Here is a 22,347-nt window from a genome sequence, read left to right on the forward strand (position 1 = left end):
TGTGCACGTTGGTGATTTTGTAATTATGTAGTTTAATATTGAGTTTCTCCCAAAAGTAGGTTTAATATAGCTTCAGCTACGATGTAGTTTTGATACAGCATTGAATAATCTTCTTTTAATTAATTTAGCCAAGCAGTTATTTTACGGTGCAAATACATTACAAGGTTCTAATCCATGCATTTAAAAAATATGACTATCGGTGGTTTTAAAAGTTTTTCATATAATGAACCACAAAAAATTTCATTTGAAAAAGACAGAACAGTATTCATAGGTAACAATGGAACCGGAAAGAGTGCAATTCTTGATGCACTAAATAAATTATTCAGTGTTTCAAATTCATTCCGAACCATATATCCTTCTGAATTTCATGTTGAAAACGAAGATGATCAAACCCAAATTAAAAATCTCTTCATAGATGTCACATTTGCTTTCGGCAAAATAAAAGATGATGTAAGTATCCCTTCGTTAATAGAACAAATGACACTCGATGACGGAGAGGATGTAATCTTTAGGGTCCGACTTGAAGCATCATTAAGTTATGAATTTTCAGATGTCGGCGATATAGATGAAAACATCTATATCATTACAGATATCTCAGAAACTCCCAGCGATGATTGCAAAATAAAATTATCACCATTGATTCGAAATTCAATTCAAATCCATTACGTACCTGCGACCAGAGATCCATTAAAACAATTAACTTACTCCTCATCAGCGGTTTTGGGTAAGTTAATGAAAGCGATTAACTGGGATGAAAATGCTAGGGACGAGTATAAAGAGAAAGCATTAGAACTGATTGCCATCGCGAAGAAAAACAAAGAGATAAGTTTAATATCAGAGTCCATTAATAGTGGATGGTCAACACTTTATAAAGAGAGTGTACTTTCAAATGCCCAATTAGACTTCCCTCTAAACTCGATAGATGACTTGATGAAGTTAGTTACTTTATTCTTAAGTCCCAATGAACAAGGTGCAATTATATCGGCTGAATTACTTAGTGATGGTCAAAGATCCCTGATGTATCTTGCAATAATCAATGCATTATTTAACGTGGAAATAAAAATAAAACACGCGGCTAAAGGTGAATATAGTTTTGATAAATCAAAATTAAGACTCCCAATATTTAGCTTAATTTCATTAGAAGAACCAGAAAACCATTTATCACCTCATTATCTCGGTAGGATAATAAAGTTATTTTCCAACTATGCCGAGAAAGATTCATTCCAAATGGTAATGTCTACGCATTCAACCTCTATAATGTCCAGAATAGAACCTGAACAGGTTCGACATTTTTCCTTGAAAAACACTTGTAGTGTTATAAATAAATTAGAACTACCGTTGAAATCCGATGAGAAATTTAAATTTATAAATGAAGCGGTCAAATCATATCCTGAAATATATTTTGCTAGTCTTGTAATTTTAGTGGAGGGTGATAGTGAGCAGGTAATACTACCCAAAATATTTGAATCTTATAACTTTGACGCAGATAGTAAAAATATTGCAATTGCTCCTTTAGGTGGTAGGCATGTAAATCATTTCTGGCGCTTACTTGAGTCTTTAAAAGTACCTTACATAACATTATTAGATCTCGACCTAGGAAGAAATGGTGGAGGATTTGAAAGAATCAAATATGCCATAAAACAATTATCCTCTCATAGGAATGTAACTTATTTACATTCTGAGATGCTTGACCGATTACCTAATTGGGACTCGGAGCAAGATCCATTAACTTTTACAATATGTTACAAAGATGGAAAAGAAGTAAATATTGTCGACGAGTTAAAAAAGCATAATATATTTTTCTCTGCTCCTTTAGATATAGACTATATGATGATTAATTCGTTTCCTGAAATTTATTGTGAAATAGATTCAGAAAACAATGAAAGGGGACCAGAGGTTTTGAAGCAAGAAAAAATAATTGAAAATGACATAATAAAACAAGTCCTTAAAGATGGAAACAAAGGGAATAAAAATTATAAACATGATAATGGTTATTTAACAAAATTTGTTTGGTATAATTATAGATTCCTTGGCAGTAAAAGCAAACCAGCCTCTCACATACGGCTTATTAATAAAATAAAGGGATCACTTGTCGAAAGGATGCCAAGCGTTCTTAAAGAATTAGTAGAAAGAGTGGGAGAGATTAGCCATGGTAGATAATTCTTTACCACAATGGAATCCAGAAGAATTCATTGTTAAAACTAATGAGTTAGAAAGTATTATTTATGAACAAGACTCATTATCAATACTAGCAGGGCCTGGGGCTGGTAAAACTGAGATGCTTGCTCAAAAAACCATTTATCTTTTAGAGCATGATATTTGCCCTTGGCCTAAGAAAATTCTTTTCCTAACATTCAAAAACGAAGCTAGTAAAAATGTCAAAGATAGAGTATTAAAGCGCTCACCTGAGGCAAATGACAGATTTCTATCTAAGACTTATCATTCCTTTGCTAAATCTATCGTCGATAGATTCAGATTATCACTTGATGAAAACATAAGACCTAATGCAGGATATGATGTTATATTCAAGGGTAAGAGCGATAAAAACAAAGTTCATATTAGTGATGTAATTAAATATGCGTCAGCAATAATAAAAAACAATGGAAAAATTCCGATTTTATATCAGGAATGTTTTACTCATATTTTTCTTGATGAATTCCAAGATACCACATTACAGCAGTATGAGCTTATTTCATTATTATTCTTGAATAGCCAAGTAAAAATTATTTGTGTAGGAGATCTAAATCAAAGCATTATGCTTTTTGCTCAAGCTTATCCTGAAATATATCGACTAGTAGAGACAGATTTTAAACCTAAAAGAAAATTACTAATTAGTAATTTTAGAGCCGGCGTTAAAATAAAAGAATTCCTAAGCCACTTTCAACCTTTTGTCGAAAAAGGAGTATTTAATCAGATAACACCACATAAAAATAATAACTGCACAATTCATCATTTTAATGATGATATCAATGAGTCGGAATTCATAACTGACTATGTATTAAATAAAATTGCATCTGGATTTTCACCAGAAGACATATGTATACTCACCCGACAAAAATCAAGCAACTACAGTGCTAAATTATGTGATCGATTAAATAATAAAGGCATCAGTAATATTGTTTATGATACTTTTCAGGATGCGATAGCAGATCCATTAGGAATTATCTTTAGTTTAATCCTCGAATGTGCATTGATAAAATCACCTAAGGCTTGGTCTGAGTTGTTAAATCTATATATAGAACTGAACATAATAGATGAGAACAATGACTCTGATAATAATAAGTTAATAACGTTTATTGATTATTTTTCAACTACTAAAAAAGCTACGGCTTTCAACGACTATAAGAATGTTTTAGATTTTATAACAAATATAATTGATCACATAGGCCTCAATCTAATAAAGAGCAAATGGCCACAACACAAATCAGTTGAACATACAAAATACATTTGGACGGAGTTAGCTAAACAACTTCATAAAATATACTCAAATAATATTGACAGAGAAACAATTGTGATGAATTTCTGTGGGAAGCAATCATTAAAAATAATGAACATACATAAATGCAAAGGGCTTGAGTATAAAGCCGTGATACTAATTGGTTTCGAGGACGAGGCTTTCTGGAATTATTCTGATGATAACTTCGAAGAGCGATGCGTTCTGTATGTGGCGTTTACTAGAGCTAAAGAAGAGATATTAATAACACAATCAGATTATAGAGACTTTATATCTGGTGGCAGAAAAAAAACCAGTCAAGAAATCACTTCAAAATTAAGGGATAATTTAATCGACAAATGCGGGTTTATACTCCACTTACATTAGTCGCAAAGTATCTCATAGAGAAGTATCATATTTTATGATCCTTCTCTAGCAAAGTCATAAGGAGATATAGAACGTGATTTATTGGAATATAGAAAATCTGCCCACCACTGCACCATCAAACGACGCTCATCCAAATGCTCAGAAGTATGAATATAAGCAGCACGCACATTATTACGCTCTGAGTGGCTCAACTGGCGCTCGATCGCATCATCGCTCCATAGCCCTGACTCCCCCAATGCACCACGCGCCATCGTTCTGAACCCATGCCCACATACCTCAGTTTTCGTGTCATATCCCATTGCACGCAATGCACTATTTACCGTGTTTTCACTCATAACCTTAGTTGCGTCATGATCTCCAGGGAACAGCAGCTCTTTATCGCCACTAATCTGCTTAAGCTGCTCTAACAAAACCATCGCCTGCCGACTAAGCGGAACGATATGCTCCTCTTTCATTTTCATGCCACGATACGAGTAACGCACACCTTTTATTTCCTCTCGCTTTGCAGGTATACGCCAGAGAGATTTATCAAAGTCGAACTCATCCCATCTCGCAAAACGTAGCTCACTGGAACGCACAAAAGTTAGCAAAGAAAGCTCGACCGCGATCCGTGTCATTACACGGCCACGATATGCAGCAAGACGTGCAAGAAACTCAGGGAACCGGCTAGAAGGTAAAGCAGGGTAATGTCGCGCTTTGGTTGTCGATAGTGCACCGGCCATATCGCTGGCTGGATTTGAGTCGATGTAATCGTTCTGTACGGCATAACGCATAATGGCCGTGACGCGCTGTTGCAGGCGCTGAGCGACATCGTGTTTGCCACTGGCATCAACTTTTTTAATCGGGGCTAACAGGTGGCTAGTTTTAAGCTGCCGAATGTCGGACGAACCGATATGAGGGAAGATATAAAGCTCAAGATAGCGAAGAACGCGCGATCGATGGTCTTCACTCCAGCGCTTGTTACTGGCATGCCATTCTCGGGCGATAGTTTCAAAAGTATATGCCCCCGAATTCGCGGCCTGAGCTTCTTTCTGTTCGGCTTTTGGGTCTATGCCCTGCACTAAAAGCTTTTTAGCTTCATCGCGTTTTGCTCTTGCCTGAGCAAGCGTCACAGTAGGCCAAACACCAAAAGCGAGGCGATCCTCTTTTTTGTCAGAGGGACGTCTGTATTTCATGCGCCAGTATTTGGAACCTTTGGCCGAAACCTCAAGATACAAACCGCCACCATCGGCCATTTTGTAGGTTTTGTCTTTTGGCTTTGCGGTCTCGACCTGTCTGGCGTTGAGCTTCATTTGGGGGCACATTTCTAATCGAAGTTAAGATGCCCCCAATTATGCCCCCAATGACATCCGGATTTCAACGGACAACCTCGGACGACGCAGGACGTAAAAATCGCTGCAAGCATTGATTTTAAAGGGATAGTTAGACTTTCTCGGATGGTCTTGGAAGTACTAATGGTGCCGAAGGCCGGACTCGAACCGGCACGTATTTCTACGGTTGATTTTGAATCAACTGCGTCTACCGATTTCGCCACTTCGGCACTGAAGGGGATGCGGAAACGTTGTGGATTATACCTGTCGCGCGCCGCCATGCAAGCGACGACGCGCTAAACCCGCGCTAAGTGCCCAAAAAACCAGCGCTACCGTCAGTCTAGCTCAGACACCGCCAACCGAATCACCCCCGCCGCCTTCTGCTCCGGCAGCGCCAGCACCTTCGCCCACATCGCCTGCACCATATCGCAGGAGAGCTTCTCTTTGCCCGCCGCCTTCTCCGGCATCTGCAACAGCTGGATATCCTCGCCGTACTTATCGGCAAGTTGCTTCATAATCGGCCGGACATCCTCGACAGCCGCCTCGCGTTCGGCCTGCGTCACGGTGTGGCGATTTTTGCCGTAGGCCGCGCGCATCATATCGGCGTCGGCCTGCATGCGTCGGTTCATCAGGTCTTTATCCAGCATGCGCATCGGGTTCACGCCGCCCTTCACCATCGGGTAGAGGAAGCGGAAACAGGCGTCGTCGCTCACTTTCTGGATGGCGGCGGTCTGCTCCATGTTGATGGTCATGTAGTTCACCACGTTGGCATCCGGGGCGTTTTGCAGGCGCGTCATCTGCAAATGCAGGATCTGCGGCTGGATGGTGTCGATAATCTGCTGCTCCGGCTCGCCCGCTTTTTGCAGGGCGGCCATCTGGTCGAGAATACGCTGATGCAGCGCAGGCTCTTGCTCCTTAATCACCTGCCAGGCGGGCATCGCGTTAAGGGCGGTATCCATCTGCTGTTCCGGGGCGCGTTGCCTGTCAAAGAACACCCAGAACGCCACGGCGGCAGCCGCGACAATAACAACGACCGTACTGATCCACGTTTTTTTCATCTCGCATCCTTATCCTTGCGTTATGCCGGTTTACACCGGCACGCCGCTGTGGAAGCGAAACTCGTGGTCCGGTGTCGAGATAAGTGTGGCTTCAATTTCGCCAAAAAGCTGTATGCGCGGTGAGATATCGTCGTCGCTCACCTGCTGAGCCAGCGTCAGGTAGTCCTGATAGTGGCGCGCTTCCGAGCGCAGCAGCGAGAGATAGAACTTCTGCAAATCGTCGTCGAGGAACGGGGCCAGCGCGGCGAAGCGTTCGCAGGAGCGGGCTTCGATGTAGGCGCCGCAGATGAGCTTGTCGATCAGCGTCAGCGGTTCGTGGGTGCGCACTTCCTTCAGCATCCCTCTGGCGTAGCGGCTGGCGGTGATTTTGACGTACGGAATATCGCGGGCCAGCATCGCCTCGCGCACCTGCCAGAAGTGGTGCAGCTCCTCTTTAATCAGCAGCACCATGCTGTCGATGAGCGCCTGGCCCCACGGGTCGTCGGTTTTGGGCATCACGCTTTTGCCAATCTGCCTGTGCAGGGCGATGAAGTCCGGCTCCGGGCCGTCGCGGAAGGTGAACTGTTCGTAGGGTTTGAGCCACTCGAGCAGCGCGTCGGCACCGCTTTCGTCGGCGACGTATTTACGCACCAGCAGCAGCGCGGTCTGGGCGGCCTTAAGCTCGCACACCATGTGGTCGGTGAGCAGCAGCGGCAGGTTCGCCGGGTCGCGGGCTTTATCAATCCATGCTTGCGGGGTCGGGCACTGGAGGAAGTTGAGTACGGGGGCGAGTATCTGCGGGTAATCCATGGTTCTGCCTTGAAAAAGCGGTGGCGCGGGCCACCGCCTGAAACGCTTAGTGACGCACGCCGTCGTCGTCTTCGTCGACGTAATCTTCGTCGTCGCCTTCTTCGCCGTCTTCACCGTTCGGATCTTCGAAGTAGGTGCCCCAGCCGTCGTACTCCACGTCAAACTTCTCGGCCAGGTTCATCAGCTGTTCTACCTGCGCGTCAATCAGCTCCGCCTTCAGCGCGCCTTCGCTCAGGATATCGCAGCAGATGACGGTGTCGCCCTCTTCCACTTCCAGCTCTTCCGGCTCGGTCACTTCGTAACCCAGCTTGAAGGCTTCCACGGCCATTTTTTCCAGCGCGTCGAAATCATCCGCAGAGAAATGGTGCTCGATGGTGTACAGCGCGTCCGGATCGCTACCGTCTTCCAGCAGTTCTTCAATAATCAGACGCGTCTCTTCGCGTTGTTCTTCCAGGTGTTCCGGGTTTGCCATGGCTCAATCCTCTTTAAAGTGCGGCAGATACTTCTATTTTCACACACGGACGGGTTTGCCTCCACCTTTGTAAGAAAGAATTGTGAAACGGGGTTGCAAATGAATAATTACACATATAAAGTGAATTTTAATTCAATAAGTGGCGTTCGCCATGCGAGGATAAAATGTCCGATTTGTACAAAAAACACTTTCTGAAATTGCTCGATTTTACCCCTGCACAGTTCACTTCTCTGCTGACTCTTGCCGCACAGCTCAAAGCCGATAAAAAAAAGGGCAAGGAAGTACAGAAGCTTACCGGTAAAAACATCGCGCTCATCTTCGAAAAAGACTCGACCCGTACACGTTGCTCTTTCGAAGTTGCCGCATTTGACCAGGGCGCGCGCGTCACCTATTTAGGGCCGAGCGGCAGCCAGATTGGGCATAAAGAGTCAATTAAGGACACCGCGCGGGTTCTCGGGCGGATGTACGATGGCATTCAGTATCGCGGCCACGGTCAGGAAGTAGTCGAAACGCTGGCGCAGTATGCGGGCGTGCCGGTGTGGAACGGGCTGACCAACGAGTTCCACCCGACCCAGCTGCTGGCGGACCTGCTGACCATGCAGGAGCACCTGCCGGGCAAGGCGTTTAACGAGATGACGCTGGTCTACGCGGGCGACGCGCGCAACAACATGGGCAACTCGATGCTGGAAGCGGCGGCGCTGACCGGGCTGGATCTGCGTCTGGTGGCTCCGAAAGCCTGCTGGCCGGAAGAGCGCCTGGTGGCGGAGTGCAGCGCACTGGCCCAGAAGCACGGCGGTAAGATCACCCTGACGGAAGACGTGGCGGCGGGCGTGAAGGGCGCGGACTTTATCTATACCGATGTGTGGGTGTCGATGGGCGAAGCCAAAGAGAAGTGGGCGGAGCGGATTGCGCTGCTGCGCGGGTATCAGGTGAACGCGCAGATGATGGCGCTGACCGGCAACCCGGACGTGAAGTTCCTGCACTGTCTGCCGGCGTTCCATGACGACCAGACCACGCTCGGCAAGCAGATGGCGAAGGAGTTCGACCTGCACGGCGGGATGGAAGTGACGGACGAGGTGTTTGAGTCGGCGGCGAGCATCGTCTTCGACCAGGCGGAAAACCGGATGCATACCATTAAGGCGGTGATGGTGGCGACGCTTGGGGAGTGATCCTCTCTCCCACTTTATTGATTCGGAGCACTCTTCTTGCCGGGTGGCGCTGCGCTTACCCGGCCTACAAGTCCTGTAGGCCCGTGCAAGCGTAGCGCCGCCGGGCAAACCGGCTCCATTTCATTGATTTTTCACCCCGAAAAAGGTACGTTTTCGCCTTCATTCCAGCGTGGACATGCCAGCATTATGCCGATTATTCAGTCTGTTGAACGTGCGTTGCAGATCCTCGACCTGTTCAACGAGCAGGCCACCGAGCTTAAGATCACCGACATCAGCAAACTGATGGGGCTGAGCAAGAGTACCCTCCACTCGCTGCTGAAAACCCTCCAGCTTCACGGCTATATCGATCAGAATCCGGAGAACGGTAAGTATCGCCTCGGCATGAAGCTGGTCGAGCGCGGTCATTTTGTCGTGGGCTCGATGGATATTCGGCAGAAGGCGAAAGGCTGGCTGACGGAGCTGTCACAGCGGACCGGGCAGACCACCCATCTGGGGATCCTGGACGGGCGTGAAGGGGTCTATATCGAGAAGATTGAAGGCAAGCTGGCCGCCATCGCCTATTCGCGCATTGGCCGCCGTCTGCCGGTTCACGCCACCGCCATCGGCAAGGTGTTGATTGCCTGGCTGGGCGAGGCCGAGCTGAACGCCCTGCTGGAGGGCTATCAGTACACTACCTTTACGCCCGCTACCCTTGCCTCTCGCGAAGCCTTAATGAGCGCCATGGCGCAGACCCGCGAGCAGGGTTACGCCCTGGACCGCGAAGAGAACGAGCAGGGCGTACGCTGCGTGGCGGTGCCGGTGTGGAACCACGAATCCCGCGTCATCGCCGCCCTGAGCCTCTCGACGCTGACCTCGCGCGTGGACGATGCTGAACTGGCTAATTTCCGCGAGCAGCTTCAGCAGGCCGGGCTCCAGCTCTCACGCGCACTGGGCTACCCGGCCTGAGCCGTCAGACCGGCTCGTAGGTGAAGTAGTCGAAATCCGCGTGGCAGCCGTCGCCGCTGATGTCCTCGCAGTGCAGCCCCACAAACGCGCCGGTGAAGAAACCGCGCCCGCCGATGTAGTCGTCCGACAGCTTCCACGCCTCATACGTGACAGGTACGGTGTGCCACGTCTCGCCGTCGAACGAGTAGCTGTAGCGGTAGACCAGCGTATCCACGTCGACCCGCAGCCAGATGCTCTCCGCCTGTTCAGGCACCGGAATCGGCTGCTCGTGCAGCGGCCATGACGGCACGTTGTGGTCAAGCTGGATCACCTTGATCGTTCTCCCCTGCCCCTCCTCGTAATCCACAAAGCAGTAGCTCCAGTTTTTGCTGTTGTAGTAGCAGGTCAGCCCCGCGCTCTGCTGGAAGTGGACCGGCGAGAACTGCATCCGCGTCTCGGCCCGGAAGGTGAAGTGCTGCCAGCGGCGCGCCACGGTCGACTGGGTGAAGGTCGAGTTGAGCGAGTCGTTGCCGTACAACCGTAAATAGCCCGGGCGGGCGGTGAGCGAGCCGAGGGTGTCGTCGAACGGAATGCGCAGGGTCTGTAATTCAGGGTCAAGCGTACTGCCGTCGAAATCGTCCCGCCAGTTACCCTGTGCGACTGTGGGCTGCTCCGCCACCTGCGGGCCGGGCACGGTGAGCTGCGCGTGCTTACCGCCTTCCACGTACGGCCAGCCGTCGCGCCATTCAATGCGGGCGATGCCGGTCTCGCGCCCCAGCGGGCAGTAGCCGCGTCCGCCGGAGGCCAGCAGCGGTATACCGGGCAGGCGCAACGGGCGGCTGGTGAGGTAAGCCATATACCACTCCCCGGTGTGGGTTTGCAGCAGCGAGCCGTGGCCGCTCTTTTGCAGCGGGTTCTCCGGCAGGTGCCAGCTGGTCATCATCGTCACGTCCGGGTGCAGCTCGTACGGCCCGTCGATATTTTTGGAACGCAGCACCACGACCGCGTGTTCGTAGCTGGTGCCGCCTTCGGCAACCATCAGGTAGTACCATCCCGCGTGGCGATACAGGTGCGCCCCTTCGGTGTAGCAGAGCGGCGTGCCGGTAAACAGCGTTTTGCGCTCAGGCGAGAGCGTGCCGGTCTGCGGGTCAAACGCCTGCATCACGATGGTGTTGTGCGGGTTGCTGTGGTGGCGCGGCCCCCACGGGCGGTAGATATAGTATTTACGGCCATCGTCGTCGTGGAACATCGACGGATCGAACCCGCCGTTGCCCATAGGGATCGGCTCGCTCCACGGCCCTTCGATGGAGGGCGCGGTGACGAGGAAGTTGCGGCCGTTTTTCCACGGCGAGTCGACAATCTTCACGTCGGTATAGAGCAGCCAGAACTTCCCGTCGGCGTAGCTCAGGCACGGCGCCCAGATGCCGCCGGAGTCCGGGTTGCCCTTCATGTCCAGCATCGACACGCGATCCAGCGGGGTGCTGACCAGCGACCAGTTTTTCAGATCGCGGGAGTGGTAGATGCGCACGCCCGGGAACCACTCGAAGGTCGAGGTGGCGATGTAGTAGTCCTCGCCCTGACGGCACAGGGACGGGTCCGGGTTGAAGCCGGTCAGAATGGGGTTAGTGATTTCCATATTGCCTCCGGTTAATGGGATGCGGCTGTCGCGGCGTCGGGAACGGCCTCGCCCTGCGCCGCGCGGTGCTTGATCAGCTGCTGGCTGATGGCCTGCACGCGGGCGTCGGTGAGCTTGTAGAACGACAGCATGATGAACATGCCCGCGTAGAGCACCACCGGCACCACGCAGAACAGAATTTTGATGGTGGTGAGCACCTCAACCGGCTGCACGCTGCTGCTGGCGGAGTAGTTCACCCAGGCCAGGATCCAGCCCACCACCGCCCCGCCAATCGCCAGGCCAATCTTCAGGCTGAACAGGTAGGTGGAGAACACCAGTCCGTCGAGGCGGCGTCCGCTGCGGCTCTCCTCGTAATCCACCACGTCAGAGGCCATCAGCCACTGTAGCGGCGTGGTGGTGTTAAAGACGAACAGGAACAGGATGTTGAGGGCGAAAATCAGCGCGATGTGCTCCGCCGGGGTGAAGAAGATCAGCAGGCTAATCAGTGAGTAAGCGACAATGATCCACTTAAAGGCGGTGACGCGGTCGAAGCGGCCCAGCAGACGAGACGAGCAGAGCGAGCCGAACATGGTGGCGAGGCTGCCGTAGAGTAAAAACTGCGTCGCCATCTCCGGGTGATCCATCACGTATTTTACGAAGTAGAGCGTCGCCCCGCCGCGCACCACGTTGGAACAGGTCGCCATCATCTTGAACGCGCACATGATGCGCCACTGGCCGTTGCCCAGCAGCAGTTTGAGATCTTTCGCCACCGATGATCCAGGCTGCACCTCAAAGGTGTAGCGCTCTTTGGTGGTGAAGAAGCAGACGTAGAGCAGCACCACGCCGCTCAGCCCCAGCACGCACATGGCGCCGAAGTAGCCCACCTGCTCGTCCCCTTTGCCGATGATGCTGACCAGCGGCAACGCGATACCGCTGATGGCAAGCGAACCCGCCGCCGCAAGGAAGAAACGCCAGGACTGAAGGGCGTGACGCTCTTTCGGATCGGCGGTGATCACTCCCGGCATGGCGCAGTACGGCACGTTAACGAAGGTGTAGACCAGGGTCAGCAGAATGTAGGTTACGCAGGCGTAGATGATTTTGCCCTGCGCCGAGAAATCCGGCGTGTAGAAGGTCAGCATACAGACGATGCCAAACGGGATGGCGCCCCACAGCAGGAACGGGCGGAACTGGCCGTAGCGGGTGCGGGTGCGGTCTACCAGCAACCCCATCAGCGGATCGGTCACGGCGTCGAGCACGCGGGAGACTAAAAACAGCGTGCCCATAATGCCCGCAGAGAGGCCAAACACATCGGTGTAGAAATAGGCCAGCAGGAACATCGTGGCCTGCCAGACGAAGCCGCAGGCGGTATCACCCAGCCCGTAGCCAATTTTGTCTTTCATGGTTAATTGCGTCATCAGAATTACACCCTTTTGTAGTGTGCTGAATTACAACATTGTGTTACTGGAGTGTAATGAGCTGTTCAATTAACCAGCAATGGTCATATCTTATTTCTGAATTACGTTATTTTGCTTTTGTGACGCCAACGATATATCTCAACCCCTTGTTTAAATTAAAAAATTACAGATATGAGAAAACCGCCCGCGGAATATTTACCGCAGACGGTTTTATCTCTGAAAATAATTAAAGGCCGAGCGCTTTTTTACCGGCGTTAATTACCTCGATGATTTTATCGGTGTCATAAATACAGCCTTTCCAGGTGCCGCCGCTCACGGACTGTAATGCCGCCCACAGGCGGGTATCGTCCGGCAAAAAGTCATGGGCGTGCAGGTCCGGGTGCGTCTGCCGCCTTACCAGCTCGCGTGCGCCCTCCTCCGGCGTCAGCGGATTGTCCGCCGTACCGATAAAGTTCACGCTGCCCGTCAGGGTCAGGCGGTCGACCGCAATCTCGATGATGTCGTTGTCGCGCAGCTTGCCAATCGGCCCGCCCGCCAGTGCTTCCGGCGATACGTGGCCGAAGCAAGCCCCCGTCGACACGCCCGAGAAGCGCGCATCGGTGATGAGCGACACCGTTTTGCCCCACGAGATATGCTTCAGCGCGGAGGTAAGCTGGTAGGTCTCTTCCATGCCGGTGCCGGAGGGTCCACCGCCGATCACCACCATGATATCGCCCTGCTGAATCTCTTCCCGCTTGATGGCCCTGATTGCCTGCGCCTCCGAGACAAACACCCGCACCCGGCCAGTGTGGCGGTAAACGCCATCGTCGCCCACTACCGACGGGTCGATCGCCGTGGCCTTGATCACCGATCCTTCCGGCGCGATGTTGCCCGTCGGGAAGCAGACCGTCGAGGTCAGCCCTTTCGCTTTTGCCTTCTCCGGCGGCAGGATCACGTCATCCGGCTCCACGCCGTCCTGCTCGCGCAGGCACTGGCGGAAGCGCTTACGACGCTCGGACGTCTGCCACCAGTCGAGGTTCTCGCCCACCGTCTGGCCGGTCACGGTCATGGCATCCAGATGCAGCAGGCCGAGATCGCGCAGGTGGAGCATGACTTCCGGCACGCCGCCCGCGAGGAAGGCGCGCACGGTCGGGTGATAGTCCGGGCCGTTGGGCAGTACGCTCACCAGGCGCGGCACCCTGCGGTTGACGCGCGTCCAGTGCTCAACGTCCGGGATCGTACAGCCCGCCGCGTGGGCGATGGCCGGAATGTGCAGCAGTAAATTGGTGGAACCACCGAACGCGGCGTGGATCACCATGGCGTTTTCGATGGCTTTATCGGTGAGGATGTCGCGCGTGGTGATGCCGCGGTTATCCAGTTCGCTCACCGCCCGCGCCGACTGGCGGGCGATCTCCAGCCACACCGCCTGCCCGGACGGCGCCAGCGCAGAGTGCGGCAGCGCCAGCCCCAGCGCTTCCGCGACCACCTGCGAGGTGCCCGCCGTGCCGAGGAACTGACACCCGCCGCCCGGCGAGGCGCAGGCGCGACAGCCCAGCTCGGCGGCCTCCTGCAAGGAAAGTTCATGGTTGGCGAAGCGCGCGCCGATGGTCTGCACCTTACCCGCATCCTCCCCCACGGTTGGCGGCAGCGTCGCGCCGCCCGGCACCAGAATGGTCGGCAGGTCGTGCATGGAAGCCAGGGCGATCATGGTGGCGGGCAGCCCTTTATCGCAGGTTGCCACGCCGATCACCGCCCGCCGCGTCGGGAGAGAGCGGATCAGGCGGCGAAACACGATCGCCGCGTCGTTGCGGTACGGCAGGGAGTCGAACATGCCGTGCGTACCCTGCGAGCGACCGTCGCACGGATCGCTGACGAAGGCCGCAAACGGGATCCCGCCGTTGCGGGTGATCTCCTTCGCCGCCGCCTGCATCTGCATGCCGATTTCCCAGTGTCCGGTGTGGTAGCCCAGCGCAACCGGGCGTCCGTCTCCGGCGCGGATGCCGCCCTGGGTGCCGATGATCAGCACCTCTTTGCCGGTCAGCTTGTTGGCGTCCCAGCCCATCCCGGCGTTCTGCGTCATGCCGAACAGGTTGCCGCTGGGGGATTCCATCAGCATCTGCGGGGTCAGCGGCAGCGCGCCCTGCGGCCCTGCGGCATGGGTGATCACCGAATAAAACGCGTCGTCCTGTGGGGTGAAAATTTTCTCAATGGTCATCGTTATCGTCCGGCTCAGCAGAGCTTGAGCTGTTGTAACAGGGTTTTCAGCTGCGCCTTGCGCGGCTCGTCCAGCGGTGATGCGGGCGGCAGCACATACGTGGAGACTGGGCGGCCGCAGAGCACAATCGCCTCTTTAATGACGTTCACAAACGGCGTATCCAGCTGATACATCTGCGGAATTTGCAGCAGGGTCTGATGATACTCAGCCGCTTTCGCTACGTCCCCGTCGCGCCAGGCTTTCAGAAGATTTACCGACACCTGCGGGGCAAAGTTGCCGCTGGCCGAGATCGCCCCGTCGCCGCCGAGCAGCAGGGTATTAAACAGATGATCGTCGTAGCCGCAGAGCACGGTGAAGTGCGGATGGGCGCCTTTAACGGTGTGGATCATGCTACGCAGGTGGGCAACAGAGTCGATGGTATCTTTGATGCCGATAATGTTGCTGCGCGAGTCGGCGAGGGTTTTCACCAGCGCTGGCGTCAGATCCTGCCCGGTCAGCGCCGGGAAGTTATAGAGCATCACCGGCAGCGTGACGCTGTCGGCCACCTGCTCGAAATAGCGGATCAGGTTCGCTTCCGACACTTTCCAGTAGTAGGGGTTGATCACCACGATACCGTCCGCGCCCGCCTGCTGGGTGTGCTGGCTCAGTTCAATGGTTTCCCGGGCGTTGGTGCCGCCAGTGCCGATCAGGACCGGCACACGACGATCGACATGATCGATAGCAAAGCGGGCAATGGTTTTACGCTCTTCGGCGCTAAGCTGGGAGAACTCGCCGCCGCTGCCCAGGAAGAACAGGCCGTCAACGCCTGCTTTGATCAGATCGTCGATCAGCGCGGCGGTGCCCGGCTTATCAAGCTGGCCATCAGCGGTAAAGATGGTGGAGACAGGGGGAATGATTCCCGTGAACAACGCGGTCTGCGGCATGAGATCTCCTTGCTGAATCATTTTGTTCTACATTATAGAACAGTGTTCGTTAATTTAACGATCATACTATGACGCAGAAAAAGGAGAGGTAAATGGGAGATGAAGAGGGAGTGTGGGAAGTTTAAGCTGGATCACATATTGTTTCCCCCTCACCCTAACCCTCTCCCCAAAGGGGAGAGGGGACTTTAACACCCTCTCCCCTTTGGGGAGAGGGCCGGGGTGAGGGGTGTGGGTTACTCAACTAACATTTTCACGACTACTTTTCGCACCTTAGCAGGCGCCCCCACCGCGCACAGCGGCTTATGCACTTCGCCCGGGTAAAACACCACAAAATCCCCTTCGCTCAGCACAACGGTTTTCTCCTGCTCGCCTTCCGGCAGGAACGCGATGTCTTTATCGGCCAGCCAGTCGGTGTCCGGCGTGCCGTGCGGCAGGGTGCTGAAGGTCATCCCTTCCTGACCCTTCAGCACAATCTGAATATCCAGATAGCGTGCATGATATTCAGCACGACGCTCGGCGAACGGCTGGGTCATGTCTTCAGAGACCAGATAAAACAGGCTGTCGCCGTTGATGTCGTGCTTGCCGGTCGGCGTCGCGTCGGTGACGTGGGCCTTAACGTGCTCAATGGCCTGGCGCAGCTCTTCTGGCAGCCAGGACTGGAGATGATGAATATTGCCAATAATCATGATGCAACCCTCAAATTAAAACATTGTTTCATTTTAGCTTTTATACGAGAATTGCTGCTTCCATACCAGTTCTTTTTTGGCAAGATTTGCGCCAGCGCATGTTTATCGGGAAATGTGTTAATCCCCTGTTAACAGCACACAGGCATTTATGCAGTGGTTATGCATAACCTCATTTCATGCGCTTTACGTATCTGATCTAACTCGCTGAATTGAAACGGTAACTCACAAAACAGGTTGGTATATCACACTTTATCACTCCAGTTATTTCCTTTTAAAATCCATAATTATTTATTGATTTTTCTTAAGTCAAAAATAGTTAACTGTCGTTATTGCATAGCTATTCCTGGCGCTAGGTTTTATTTTTTATAATCAAGCACATAACTAAATATTTCAAAACGTGTAATTCTACAAAATAATAACAAATTCAAATATTGCCACCCGTTTCTGCTTAGCTATTCATCCGTCAATAATATGAAATTAATCATTATCTGATGCGAATCATGCAATTGAAAACAAGCGACTCACTATCGGTTTTCGCGTGAGCAATGTCACAATAACCATTATTTAAGCGCCTACTATGAATCACGAAATCAATTGAGCTTAGCCGCCATGAAATTAAACACATCACATGGCGCATGCCCTTTTTATTCTGAAAAAAAGTTAAAGGAATAATTATGGAAAAGCATTACGTCGGTTCTGAAATTGGTCAATTGCGTAGCGTTATGCTGCACCGTCCTAATTTAAGTCTGAAACGGTTAACCCCCTCAAACTGTCAGGAGCTGTTATTTGATGACGTGCTCTCGGTTGAACGGGCGGGTGAAGAGCATGACATCTTCGCAAACACGCTGCGCGAACAGGGTGTGGAAGTCCTGCTGTTGACCGACCTTCTGACACAAACCCTTGATATTGCTGAAGCGAAAGCCTGGCTTCTTGAAACACAAATCTCCGACTATCGCCTTGGCCCGACCTTTGCCGCCGACGTGCGCGGCTGGCTGGCGGATATGCCGCACCGTGAACTGGCGCGGCGTTTAAGCGGCGGATTAACCTACGGTGAAATTCCGGCAGTCATTAAAAATATGGTGGTGGATACCCACACGGCGAATGATTTTATTATGAAACCGCTGCCGAACCATTTATTTACCCGCGATACTTCCTGCTGGATATATAACGGCGTTTCCATTAATCCGATGGCGAAACCTGCCCGTCAGCGTGAAACCAATAACCTGCGGGCAATATATCGCTGGCATCCGGCATTTGCCGACGGCGATTTTATTAAGTATTTCGGCGACGAGAATATTAATTACGACCACGCCACCTTAGAAGGCGGCGACGTATTAGTGATTGGTCGCGGGGCAGTCCTGATCGGCATGTCCGAGCGCACGACGCCGCAGGGCGTGGAGTTCCTCGCCAACAGCCTGTTCAAACACCGCCAGGCCGAGCGCGTGATTGCCGTTGAACTGCCAAAACACCGCTCCTGTATGCACCTCGACACCGTCATGACCCACATCGACGTGGATGCCTTCTCCGTCTACCCGGAAGTGGTGCGCAAGGACGCCCAGTGCTGGACGCTCACCCCGGACGGACGCGGCGGCCTGCTACGTACGCAGGAAACCGACCTGCTGCACGCCATCGAGAAAGCCCTTGGTATTAACCAGGTGCGCCTGATCACCACCGGTGGCGACGCCTTCGAAGCCGAACGCGAGCAGTGGAACGACGCCAACAACGTCCTGACCATTCGCCCGGGCGTGGTGATCGGCTACGAGCGCAACGTCTGGACCAACGAGAAGTACGACAAAGCGGGCATCACCGTGCTGCCGATCCCCGGAGATGAACTCGGACGCGGCCGCGGCGGCGCGCGCTGCATGAGCTGCCCGCTGGAACGCGACGGAATTTAAGGAGCCATCATGGAACGAAAACCCACTCTGGTTGTGGCGCTGGGCGGCAACGCGCTGCTCAAGCGCGGCGAGCCGCTGGAAGCGGAGATCCAGCGCCAGAATATCGAGCAGGCCGCCCGCACCATCGCCGGGTTAACGGCGCAGTGGCGCGTGGTACTGGTGCACGGCAACGGGCCGCAGGTCGGGCTGCTGGCGTTGCAAAACAGCGCCTACGACAAAGTCACGCCCTATCCGCTGGACGTTCTCGGTGCCGAAAGTCAGGGAATGATCGGCTACATGCTCCAGCAGGCGCTGAAAAACAACCTGCCGCAGCGCGAGGTGAGCGTCCTGCTCACGCAGGTGGAAGTGGACGCCGCCGACCCGGCCTTCAGCAACCCGACTAAGTACATCGGTCCGGTTTACAGCGAAGCCCAGGCGAAAGCGCTGGCCGCGGAAAAAGGCTGGGTGTTTAAGGCCGACGGGAGTTATTTCCGCCGCGTGGTGCCGTCGCCGCAGCCGAAGCGCATCGTCGAGAGCGACGCCATCACGGCGCTGATCCAGCGCGACCACCTGGTGATCTGCAACGGCGGCGGTGGCGTGCCGGTAGTGGAAAACGCCAACGGCTATCGCGGCATTGAGGCGGTGATCGACAAAGACCTCTCCGCCGCCCTGCTGGCGCGCCAGATCGAAGCCGATGCCCTGCTGATTTTGACCGATGCCGACGCGGTGTACCTCGACTGGGGCAAGCCGACCCAGCGCCCGCTGGCGCAGGTGACGCCGGAACTGCTCAGGGGCATGCAGTTTGACGCCGGATCGATGGGGCCGAAAGTGGCCGCCTGCCGCGAGTTTGTTGAAGCCTGCAACGGCATTGCCGGGATCGGCGCGCTGAATGATGGCGCGGAGATCCTGGCGGGCGAGAAAGGCACGTTGATTCGTAACTGAGAACACATACACACACATACACACCTCTCACCCCGGCCCTCTCCCCAAAGGGGAGAGGGTGGAATCGTCCCCTCTCCCCTTTGGGGAGAGGGTTAGGGTGAGGGGAAAGGTTTTTATAATTTTAAAAAAGGATTTATCCATGACCATCAACCTGAAAAACCGCAACTTCCTGAAACTGCTGGACTACACCCCGGCGGAGATCCAGTACCTGATCGACCTCGCCATTGAACTGAAGGCCGCCAAAAAAGCCGGACGCGAAAAACAAACGCTGGTCGGGAAAAACATCGCCCTGATCTTTGAAAAAACCTCCACCCGCACCCGCTGCGCCTTTGAAGTGGGCGCGTTCGACCAGGGCGCGCAGGTCACCTATCTCGGCCCAAGCGGCTCACAGATTGGCCACAAAGAGTCGATGAAGGACACCGCCCGCGTGCTGGGCCGCATGTATGACGGCATCGAGTACCGCGGCTACGGCCAGGCCATCGTCGAGGAGCTGGGCGAGTATGCGGGCGTGCCGGTGTGGAACGGTCTGACCGACGAGTTCCACCCGACCCAAATCCTTGCCGACCTGATGACCATGCTGGAGCACGCGCCGGGCAAAACCCTGCCGGAGCTGAGCTTTGCCTACCTGGGCGATGCGCGCAACAACATGGGCAACTCCCTGATGGTCGGCGCGGCGAAGATGGGGATGGATATCCGCCTGGTTGCGCCGAAATCCTTCTGGCCGGAAGCCGGGCTGGTTGAGCAGTGCCGCGCCATCGCCAAAGAGACCGGCGCGCGCATCACCCTCACCGACGATGTGGAAGAAGGCGTCCACGGCACCGATTTCCTCTACACCGACGTGTGGGTCTCCATGGGCGAGCCGAAGGAGGCGTGGGCCGAGCGCGTCAGCCTGATGAAGCCGTATCAGATTAACGCGGACGTGATGAAGGCCACCGGCAACCCGAACGTCAAGTTCATGCACTGCCTGCCCGCGTTCCACAACGAGCACACCAAAGTGGGCCGCGAGATCGAGATGGCGTACGGCCTGAAGGGGCTGGAGGTGACGGAAGAGGTCTTTGAATCACCGAACTCCATCGTCTTTGACGAAGCAGAGAACCGCATGCACACCATCAAAGCGGTCATGGTGGCGACACTCGGCGACTAATCACCGCCCGGCGCGCCGCGGGGTGCGCCGGGTTTAAGGAGCACATCATGGGCAAGTTCAAGTTTCCCTCCGCTTACACCATTCTCTTTTTTCTGATTGCCGTGGTTGCCGTGCTGACGTGGATTGTCCCCGCCGGTCAATACCATATGGCGATGAACGAGGCGCTCGGCAAAGAGGTGCCGGTCGCCGGGACCTATGCGGCAGTGGCATCACATCCGCAGGGGCTGGTTGCGGTGCTGATGGCGCCGATTGCCGGGCTGTACGATCCGGAATCCGGCCAGGCCGGGGCGATCGACGTGGCGCTGTTTATTCTGATCATCGGGGGATTTCTCGGGATCGTCACCAAAACCGGAGCGATTGACGCCGGGATCGAGCGCGTCACCACCCGCCTGCGCGGACGCGAGGAGTGGATGATCCCGATCCTGATGGCGCTGTTTGCCGCAGGCGGCACGATTTACGGCATGGCCGAAGAGTCGCTGCCCTTCTATACCTTACTGGTGCCGGTAATGCTGGCGGCGCGGTTCGATCCGGTGGTTGCAGCCTCCACCGTGCTGCTCGGCGCGGGGATCGGCACCCTCGGATCCACCATCAACCCGTTCGCCACGGTGATCGCCGCCAACGCCGCCGGGATCCCCTTCACTAACGGCATCGCCCTGCGCCTGGCGCTGCTGGTGATTGGCTGGGTCATCTGCGTGGCGTGGGTGATGCGCTATGCCCGCAGGGTGCGCCAGGATCCGTCGCTGTCGATCGTGGCGGATAAGCAGGAGGAGAACCTCGCCCACTTCCTCGGCAACAAGGGCGAGCAGTCGCTGGAGTTCACTCCGGTGCGCAAAATTATCCTGGTGATCTTCGCCCTCGCCTTCGCGGTGATGATTTACGGCGTGGCGGTACTGGGCTGGTGGATGGCGGAGATCTCGGCGGTGTTCCTCGCCAGCGCCATTATCGTCGGCCTGATCGCCCGCATGAGCGAAGAGGAGCTGACCTCAACCTTTATCAACGGCGCGCGAGATTTGCTGGGCGTCGCGCTGATTATCGGCATCGCGCGCGGTATCGTAGTGATCATGGATAAGGGCATGATTACCCACACCATTTTGCACAGCGCCGAGGGGATGGTTACCGGGTTGTCGACGGTGGCGTTCATCAACGTGATGTACTGGCTGGAAGTGGTGCTGTCGTTTCTTGTGCCTTCTTCGTCCGGCCTGGCCGTTCTGACGATGCCGATCATGGCACCCCTTGCCGATTTCGCTAACGTCAACCGCGACCTGGTGGTCACGGCTTACCAGTCGGCGTCCGGCATCGTTAACCTGATCACTCCCACCTCTGCCGTCGTGATGGGCGGGCTGGCTATTGCCCGCGTGCCCTACGTGCGTTATCTGAAATGGGTGGCGCCACTGCTGGGGATTTTAACGGTGGTGATTATGGTGGCGTTAAGCCTGGGTGCCTTGTTGTGATTTGCCGGATGGCGCTGCGCTTATCCGGCCTACGGATCGGTGCAGTGCCACCGGTTATTTCGGGAACTGATATGGGAACTATGATGGATTACGAAGAGTACTCTCCCAAAGAGCAACTACAGCTAACGGTCTGCCAGCGTCTGATCGCGGAAAAGAGCTATCTCTCCCAGGAAGAGATCCGCCGCGATTTGCAGGAGCGGGGTTTTGAGACCATCAGCCAGTCCACCGTTTCACGTCTGCTCAAGTTGCTTGGTGTCATAAAAATTCGAAATGCCAAAGGGCTAAAGATTTATTCGTTGAATCCCCAGCTGCGCCCGGCCCCCGACGCGGCGCGTACCGTCTCTGAAATGGTGGTGAGCGTGGAGCACAACAGCGAATTTATCCTTATCCACACCGTCGCCGGATATGGCCGCGCGGTGGCGCGTATTCTGGATTATCACCAGTTACCGGAAATTTTAGGCGTGGTGGCCGGAAGCAGTATTGTCTGGGTCGCCCCCCGCGTGGTGAAGCGCACCGCACTGGTGCATAAGCAAATTAATTATTTACTCAGAACGCATTAAT

General features: G+C 53.8%; 19 protein-coding genes and 1 tRNA gene. 10 read left to right on the forward strand and 10 right to left on the reverse strand.

Annotated features, from left to right (window positions below):
• Positions 1-174: 174 nt before the first annotated feature.
• A complete protein-coding gene (locus tag BH712_RS11610) occupies positions 175-2,160 on the forward strand; it encodes an ATP-dependent nuclease (RefSeq protein WP_006810294.1) in 1,986 nt (661 codons plus the stop codon).
• On the forward strand, positions 2,150-3,820 hold the full coding sequence (locus tag BH712_RS11615) for an ATP-dependent helicase (RefSeq protein ID WP_006810295.1): 1,671 nt from the start codon (positions 2,150-2,152) through the stop codon (positions 3,818-3,820). The genes BH712_RS11610 and BH712_RS11615 overlap by 11 nt, the downstream gene beginning before the upstream one ends.
• Before the next feature lie 32 nt (positions 3,821-3,852).
• Here the strand turns inward: BH712_RS11615 and BH712_RS11620 are convergent, their stop codons facing one another.
• The 5 genes from BH712_RS11620 to rraB form a co-directional block, all read right to left on the reverse strand.
• On the reverse strand, positions 3,853-5,112 hold the full coding sequence (locus BH712_RS11620; RefSeq protein ID WP_006810297.1) for a tyrosine-type recombinase/integrase: 1,260 nt from the start codon (positions 5,110-5,112) through the stop codon (positions 3,853-3,855).
• Between the two features lie 163 nt (positions 5,113-5,275).
• Positions 5,276-5,360, reverse strand: a tRNA-Leu gene (locus tag BH712_RS11625).
• Between the two features lie 105 nt (positions 5,361-5,465).
• Complete coding sequence (locus BH712_RS11630; protein WP_006810298.1) at positions 5,466-6,188, reverse strand: hypothetical protein; 723 nt, start codon at positions 6,186-6,188, stop codon at positions 5,466-5,468.
• A gap of 30 nt (positions 6,189-6,218) precedes the next feature.
• Entirely contained in the window at positions 6,219-6,977 is a 759-nt protein-coding gene (miaE, locus tag BH712_RS11635) for a tRNA isopentenyl-2-thiomethyl-A-37 hydroxylase MiaE (RefSeq protein WP_006810299.1), read from the reverse strand.
• Positions 6,978-7,023: 46 nt separating this feature from the next.
• Complete coding sequence (rraB, locus tag BH712_RS11640) at positions 7,024-7,449, reverse strand: ribonuclease E inhibitor RraB (protein WP_006810300.1); 426 nt, start codon at positions 7,447-7,449, stop codon at positions 7,024-7,026.
• 99 nt (positions 7,450-7,548) lie between these two features.
• Here rraB and argL point away from each other — a divergent pair, with 99 nt between their 5' ends.
• The 3 genes from argL (at position 7,549) to xynR (ending at position 9,563) form a co-directional block, all read left to right on the forward strand.
• Positions 7,549-7,644, forward strand: coding sequence for a putative translational regulatory protein ArgL (gene argL, locus BH712_RS25145; protein ID WP_213748629.1), 96 nt, complete (start codon positions 7,549-7,551; stop codon positions 7,642-7,644).
• A complete protein-coding gene (gene argF, locus BH712_RS11645) occupies positions 7,614-8,618 on the forward strand; it encodes an ornithine carbamoyltransferase (protein ID WP_006810301.1) in 1,005 nt (334 codons plus the stop codon). The genes argL and argF (BH712_RS11645) overlap by 31 nt, the downstream gene beginning before the upstream one ends.
• A 186-nt stretch (positions 8,619-8,804) precedes the next feature.
• Positions 8,805-9,563: a DNA-binding transcriptional repressor XynR gene (gene xynR / locus BH712_RS11650; protein ID WP_006810302.1), complete on the forward strand. Its 759-nt coding sequence runs from the start codon at positions 8,805-8,807 to the stop codon at positions 9,561-9,563.
• A gap of 4 nt (positions 9,564-9,567) precedes the next feature.
• Here the strand turns inward: xynR and BH712_RS11655 are convergent, their stop codons facing one another.
• From BH712_RS11655 to BH712_RS11675, 5 genes are all read right to left on the reverse strand, one after another.
• On the reverse strand, positions 9,568-11,178 hold the full coding sequence (locus BH712_RS11655; protein ID WP_006810303.1) for a glycoside hydrolase family 43 protein: 1,611 nt from the start codon (positions 11,176-11,178) through the stop codon (positions 9,568-9,570).
• 11 nt (positions 11,179-11,189) lie between these two features.
• Positions 11,190-12,572, reverse strand: a complete 1,383-nt coding sequence (locus tag BH712_RS11660) for an MFS transporter (RefSeq protein ID WP_006810304.1) — start codon at positions 12,570-12,572, stop codon at positions 11,190-11,192.
• 226 nt (positions 12,573-12,798) lie between these two features.
• On the reverse strand, positions 12,799-14,766 hold the full coding sequence (yagF, locus tag BH712_RS11665) for a xylonate dehydratase YagF (protein WP_006810306.1): 1,968 nt from the start codon (positions 14,764-14,766) through the stop codon (positions 12,799-12,801).
• Between the two features lie 14 nt (positions 14,767-14,780).
• Positions 14,781-15,689 carry a 2-keto-3-deoxygluconate aldolase gene (gene yagE, locus BH712_RS11670; RefSeq protein ID WP_032673680.1) on the reverse strand — a complete coding sequence of 303 codons (909 nt, stop codon included), beginning with the start codon at positions 15,687-15,689 and terminating at the stop codon, positions 14,781-14,783.
• Between the two features lie 233 nt (positions 15,690-15,922).
• Positions 15,923-16,375, reverse strand: a complete 453-nt coding sequence (locus tag BH712_RS11675) for a YhcH/YjgK/YiaL family protein (RefSeq protein WP_006810308.1) — start codon at positions 16,373-16,375, stop codon at positions 15,923-15,925.
• A gap of 674 nt (positions 16,376-17,049) precedes the next feature.
• Here BH712_RS11675 and arcA point away from each other — a divergent pair.
• The 5 genes from arcA to BH712_RS11700 all read left to right on the forward strand — a co-directional run bounded on the left by arcA (position 17,050) and on the right by BH712_RS11700 (position 22,346).
• The gene (gene arcA, locus BH712_RS11680) at positions 17,050-18,270 is read left to right on the forward strand and encodes an arginine deiminase (RefSeq protein ID WP_006810309.1); all 1,221 of its coding nucleotides are present in this window, start codon (positions 17,050-17,052) and stop codon (positions 18,268-18,270) included.
• A gap of 9 nt (positions 18,271-18,279) precedes the next feature.
• A complete protein-coding gene (arcC, locus tag BH712_RS11685; protein WP_006810310.1) occupies positions 18,280-19,191 on the forward strand; it encodes a carbamate kinase in 912 nt (303 codons plus the stop codon).
• Between the two features lie 139 nt (positions 19,192-19,330).
• The gene (gene argF, locus BH712_RS11690) at positions 19,331-20,335 is read left to right on the forward strand and encodes an ornithine carbamoyltransferase (RefSeq protein WP_032673681.1); all 1,005 of its coding nucleotides are present in this window, start codon (positions 19,331-19,333) and stop codon (positions 20,333-20,335) included.
• Between the two features lie 47 nt (positions 20,336-20,382).
• On the forward strand, positions 20,383-21,786 hold the full coding sequence (locus tag BH712_RS11695) for a YfcC family protein (RefSeq protein WP_006810312.1): 1,404 nt from the start codon (positions 20,383-20,385) through the stop codon (positions 21,784-21,786).
• A gap of 80 nt (positions 21,787-21,866) precedes the next feature.
• Positions 21,867-22,346, forward strand: a complete 480-nt coding sequence (locus tag BH712_RS11700; protein WP_003863366.1) for an arginine repressor — start codon at positions 21,867-21,869, stop codon at positions 22,344-22,346.
• Position 22,347 lies beyond the last annotated feature (1 nt).

The organism is Enterobacter hormaechei ATCC 49162, from assembly GCF_001875655.1.
In the GTDB taxonomy this organism is placed as follows: domain Bacteria; phylum Pseudomonadota; class Gammaproteobacteria; order Enterobacterales; family Enterobacteriaceae; genus Enterobacter; species Enterobacter hormaechei.

Excerpts from the sequence above, each read along its gene's own strand:
- BH712_RS11610 (WP_006810294.1), top strand. The coding sequence starts at position 175 with ATGCATTTAAAAAATATGACTATCGGTGGTTTTAAAAGTTTTTCATAT.
- BH712_RS11615 (WP_006810295.1), top strand. The coding sequence starts at position 2,150 with ATGGTAGATAATTCTTTACCACAATGGAATCCAGAAGAATTCATTGTT.
- BH712_RS11620 (WP_006810297.1), bottom strand. The coding sequence starts at position 5,112 with ATGAAGCTCAACGCCAGACAGGTCGAGACCGCAAAGCCAAAAGACAAA.
- BH712_RS11630 (WP_006810298.1), bottom strand. The coding sequence starts at position 6,188 with ATGAAAAAAACGTGGATCAGTACGGTCGTTGTTATTGTCGCGGCTGCC.
- miaE (WP_006810299.1), bottom strand. The coding sequence starts at position 6,977 with ATGGATTACCCGCAGATACTCGCCCCCGTACTCAACTTCCTCCAGTGC.
- rraB (WP_006810300.1), bottom strand. The coding sequence starts at position 7,449 with ATGGCAAACCCGGAACACCTGGAAGAACAACGCGAAGAGACGCGTCTG.
- argL (WP_213748629.1), top strand. The coding sequence starts at position 7,549 with ATGAATAATTACACATATAAAGTGAATTTTAATTCAATAAGTGGCGTT.
- argF (WP_006810301.1), top strand. The coding sequence starts at position 7,614 with ATGTCCGATTTGTACAAAAAACACTTTCTGAAATTGCTCGATTTTACC.
- xynR (WP_006810302.1), top strand. The coding sequence starts at position 8,805 with ATGCCGATTATTCAGTCTGTTGAACGTGCGTTGCAGATCCTCGACCTG.
- BH712_RS11655 (WP_006810303.1), bottom strand. The coding sequence starts at position 11,178 with ATGGAAATCACTAACCCCATTCTGACCGGCTTCAACCCGGACCCGTCC.
- BH712_RS11660 (WP_006810304.1), bottom strand. The coding sequence starts at position 12,572 with ATGACGCAATTAACCATGAAAGACAAAATTGGCTACGGGCTGGGTGAT.
- yagF (WP_006810306.1), bottom strand. The coding sequence starts at position 14,766 with ATGACCATTGAGAAAATTTTCACCCCACAGGACGACGCGTTTTATTCG.
- yagE (WP_032673680.1), bottom strand. The coding sequence starts at position 15,689 with ATGCCGCAGACCGCGTTGTTCACGGGAATCATTCCCCCTGTCTCCACC.
- BH712_RS11675 (WP_006810308.1), bottom strand. The coding sequence starts at position 16,375 with ATGATTATTGGCAATATTCATCATCTCCAGTCCTGGCTGCCAGAAGAG.
- arcA (WP_006810309.1), top strand. The coding sequence starts at position 17,050 with ATGGAAAAGCATTACGTCGGTTCTGAAATTGGTCAATTGCGTAGCGTT.
- arcC (WP_006810310.1), top strand. The coding sequence starts at position 18,280 with ATGGAACGAAAACCCACTCTGGTTGTGGCGCTGGGCGGCAACGCGCTG.
- argF (WP_032673681.1), top strand. The coding sequence starts at position 19,331 with ATGACCATCAACCTGAAAAACCGCAACTTCCTGAAACTGCTGGACTAC.
- BH712_RS11695 (WP_006810312.1), top strand. The coding sequence starts at position 20,383 with ATGGGCAAGTTCAAGTTTCCCTCCGCTTACACCATTCTCTTTTTTCTG.
- BH712_RS11700 (WP_003863366.1), top strand. The coding sequence starts at position 21,867 with ATGATGGATTACGAAGAGTACTCTCCCAAAGAGCAACTACAGCTAACG.